Annotated in this window: 3 protein-coding genes; 2 read left to right on the forward strand and 1 reads right to left on the reverse strand. The window is 71.3% G+C overall.

What is annotated here, in order from left to right; all coding sequences use genetic code 11:
- Positions 1–71 precede the first annotated feature (71 nt).
- Positions 72–875: an ABC transporter ATP-binding protein gene (locus FUT87_RS05145; RefSeq protein WP_175538131.1), complete on the forward strand. Its 804-nt coding sequence runs from the start codon at positions 72–74 to the stop codon at positions 873–875.
- 6 nt (positions 876–881) lie between these two features.
- Here FUT87_RS05145 and FUT87_RS05150 read toward each other — a convergent pair whose 3' ends face one another.
- Entirely contained in the window at positions 882–2,342 is a 1,461-nt protein-coding gene (locus FUT87_RS05150) for a type IV pili methyl-accepting chemotaxis transducer N-terminal domain-containing protein (protein WP_147240288.1), read from the reverse strand.
- A gap of 325 nt (positions 2,343–2,667) precedes the next feature.
- Between FUT87_RS05150 and FUT87_RS05155 the strand changes: the two genes are divergently transcribed.
- A partial coding sequence (locus FUT87_RS05155; RefSeq protein ID WP_147240289.1) for an MFS transporter occupies positions 2,668–3,531 on the forward strand: 864 nt, incomplete at its 3' end.

Genomic DNA, 3,531 nt, shown 5'->3' on the forward strand with positions numbered 1-3,531 from the left:
GGCGCTGATGGCGCTGGCCAGGCGTTTCTCTTTCGACGATTGAGCGCATCAAGCGCGACCAGGAGATCCTGATGAGCACTCCCTTCATCCGCGTGCAGCGGGCCGACATGGTGTTCTCGACCCGCCAGGGACGCTTCCACGCGCTGCGCGACATCGACCTGGACATTGCCCAGGGCGAGTTCGTGACGCTGATCGGTCATTCGGGCTGCGGCAAGTCGACGCTGCTGAACCTGATCGCCGGCCTGCTGCGGCCCACCGGCGGCGGCCTGCTCTGCGACGGCCGCGAGATCGCCGGTCCGGGGCCGGAGCGGGCGGTGGTGTTCCAGAACCATTCGCTGCTGCCGTGGCTGACCTGCTTCGACAACGTGCTGCTGGCGGTCGAGTCCGTCTTCGGCGGCCGGGAACTACGTCCGCGACTGATGGCTCGGACGGAGGAGGCGCTGTACCTGGTCGGCATGGGGCACGCGATGTTCAAGCGGCCGCATGAGATCTCGGGCGGGATGAAGCAGCGCGTGGGCATCGCGCGGGCGCTGGCGATGGAGCCCAAGGTGCTGCTGATGGACGAGCCCTTCGGCGCGCTGGATGCGCTGACGCGGGCGCATCTGCAGGATGAGCTGCTGAAGATCGTCGCCGCGACGCGCAGCACCGTGGTGATGGTCACGCACGATGTCGACGAGGCGGTGCTGCTGTCGGATCGCATCGTGATGATGACCAACGGGCCCGCGGCGACGATCGGCGAGGTGCTGCCGGTGCGGCTGGCGCGGCCGCGGGATCGCGTCGCGCTCGCGGAGGATCCGGTCTACGTGCATGCGCGCAAGGCGGTGATCGATTTCCTCTACACGCGGCATCGCCACACGGAGGCCCGGGCGGCTTGAAGACCCTCACCCCAGGATGATCTGCAAGCTCTGCTGGTAATGCGCGGTGAGCAGATCCAGCCGGTCGAGCAGGATCTCGCTGCTGCGGGCCAGTCCCGCGGCCGCCTCGCGGCCATGGGCGTCACGCAGGCTGCGCATCAGTCGCAGCCACTCGGCGCCGACCTCCGCCAGCAAGGCCCGGATCGCGTCGCTCGACAGCGGCGAGCTCTCCAGCTCCGCCAGCCCGGCGGCAAAACGATCCAGGCTGTCGAGCAGCACCGCCGGGTTCCGGCTGGGCAGCAGGTCCGCCAGCAGCGCTTCCTTGGCCAGCTGCTGGCTCAGCATCCGCTGGCGACCGCAGAGGTTGACGACATGCAGCGGCTTGCCGCCGCCGCAGGCCGCGATGGCCGAGGCCAGCGCGTCGGAGTGCGCGCGAAGGTCCTCGGCGGCTGCATCGGCGGCGAGCAGGGCCTCGGCCGTCGGCTTGCCGGCGAGCAGCGGCTCCAGGCGCCGCCAGGCGTCGATGACCGGATCGACCTGCAGCGCGGCCCGCGATGAGACCGACTCCGGCGCAGCGGAGGACGAAGGCCCTGGCGCAGGCGACATCGAGGGCGACATCGCGGCGGCCGGCGCGGGCGACATCGGCGATGACATCGGCGGCAACAACGCGGGCAACAGCGCCGGCAACCGCGACAGGTTGCTCGCCACGCGCGCGCAGGACTCGTCCTGCAGCGTCTTCGCCCGCTTGGCCTCGATGCCGGCGGCCCGCTGCGCCATCAGCTTCACCAGCCGCTGGCTGAGCATGCGCTGCTGTCCGGCGAGGTTGACCGCCTCGGCCAGCTGCGCCGACTGCACCACCGAGCGCGCCACCTCGCCCAGTCGCAGGTGCGCGTGCATGGCGGTTTCGCGCAGCAGGCGGAAGGCGCTGTCCTCGTCCAGGTCGCGCGCCGACATCAGCAGGCCCTTGGCGCGCTCGGTCCACTTGCGGTCGTCGAGCTGCGCCCGCACCGCCGCGAAGCGGCCGGCCTGCCAGACGGCCCAGCGCAGCTGGCGGCGCAGCGCCTCGGCGGGAAGCATCGTTTCCAGGATGAGCTGCACCCCCAGCGCCAGCGCGCGCTGCTGGACGGGCGGCGGCAGCGCCGGCGCGTCGGGCACGACGGCCAGGCCGGGCAGCGCGCCCGGCGCATCGACCCCGGGCGACCTCCGGAAGGACTCGCCAGCGGCCTCGATCGCATCCAGCCAGCCGTCGACCTGGTCGGCGTCGGCCAGCAGCACGAAGGCCTCGACGGCCTGTTCTTGTGCGGCACGCACCAAGCTGTCGCGTCCGGGCTGGTGCACGGACGCCACGATCCAGTGCGGCGGCGGGTCCAGCAGGTCGGTCGGAACGCGATCGCCGCCCAGCAGCAGCACGCGGCGGGGCAGGGCATCGCCGTCGTCGGCGGCGTCATCGAGGGGGCGTGAGGCGGGCGCGGGCAGGGACGCGGACATGGGCGGCAGGCGGGGCGCGACAGAGGAGAAAGGCGGCGTCGGCCGCCTCGTCGGGGCGCCGGGAACCGGGGTGGTCCTCGGCGCGTCGCAGCATAAGCCCTTCGCGCCGACGGCGGGCGGCCTGGGTGCGGTGCAGCAAACTGGCACGCGACTTGCGAAGGGAAGCTCGTGGCGCAATGACGCGCCGCACCCGCGCGGGGTTCCGGCCCCGCGGTCTTCGCAGCGGGCCGCCGAGCGACCCGATGCCCCATCCGTCAGAAGGCCACGCCGAGCCCGGTGCTCGACGCGGCCTTTTTTCGTTCCAGCCACCCAGAGCCTCCCCGCCATGGCAGCGTTCCGCACCTTCCTGCGCTCCGGTCACGCCCCGACCCTCGGTGCGGCGTTCCTGTACTTCGCGTTCTCGTGCTGCATCTGGGTGCTGAACGGCGCGCTCGCGCCCTTCATCAGCGAGGCCTACCAGCTGACCGCCGCGCAGAAGGGCCTGATGCTGTCGATCCCCATCATGGCCGGCGCGCTGATGCGCTTCCCACTGGGCGTGCTGTCGCAATACATCGGCCGCAAGAACGCGACGCTGGTCGAGATGGCGCTGATCGCCGTCGCCATGGGCTATGGCTTCTTCATGGTCAAGGGCTACGACGACCTGCTCGCCATGGGCGTGCTGCTGGGCATCGCCGGCGCGAGCTTCGGCGTCGCGCTGTCGCTGGGCTCGGGCTGGTACCCGCCCAAGTACAAGGGCCTGGCGATGGGCCTGGTGGGCGCGGGCAACGTCGGCACCGCGGTGTCGGTGCTGGTGGCGCCGCCGCTGGCGCAGTGGCTGGGCTGGCAGACGGTCTACGCGGTCGCCGGCGCCGCGATCCTGGTGCCGATGCTCGTGATGATCGTCTTCGCCAAGGAGCCGCCCGATGTCGACAGCCATGCCGGCCTGCGCAGCCACATGGCCTGCCTGTTCGAGAAGGACGGCTGGGCCTTCAGCCTGATCTACGCGGTCACCTTCGGCGGCTTCATCGGCCTCATCACCTTCCTGCCCACCTACTACTACGACCAGTTCGGCGTCTCCAAGGTGCAGGCCGGCCAGCTGACGATGCTGGCGGCGTTCATGGGTGCCGCGGTGCGCGTGATGGGCGGCTGGATCTCCGACCGCTGGGGCGGTGTCAACACGCTGACCGTGGTGCTGGTCGCGGTGACGGTG

The organism is Mitsuaria sp. TWR114 (genome assembly GCF_007997345.1).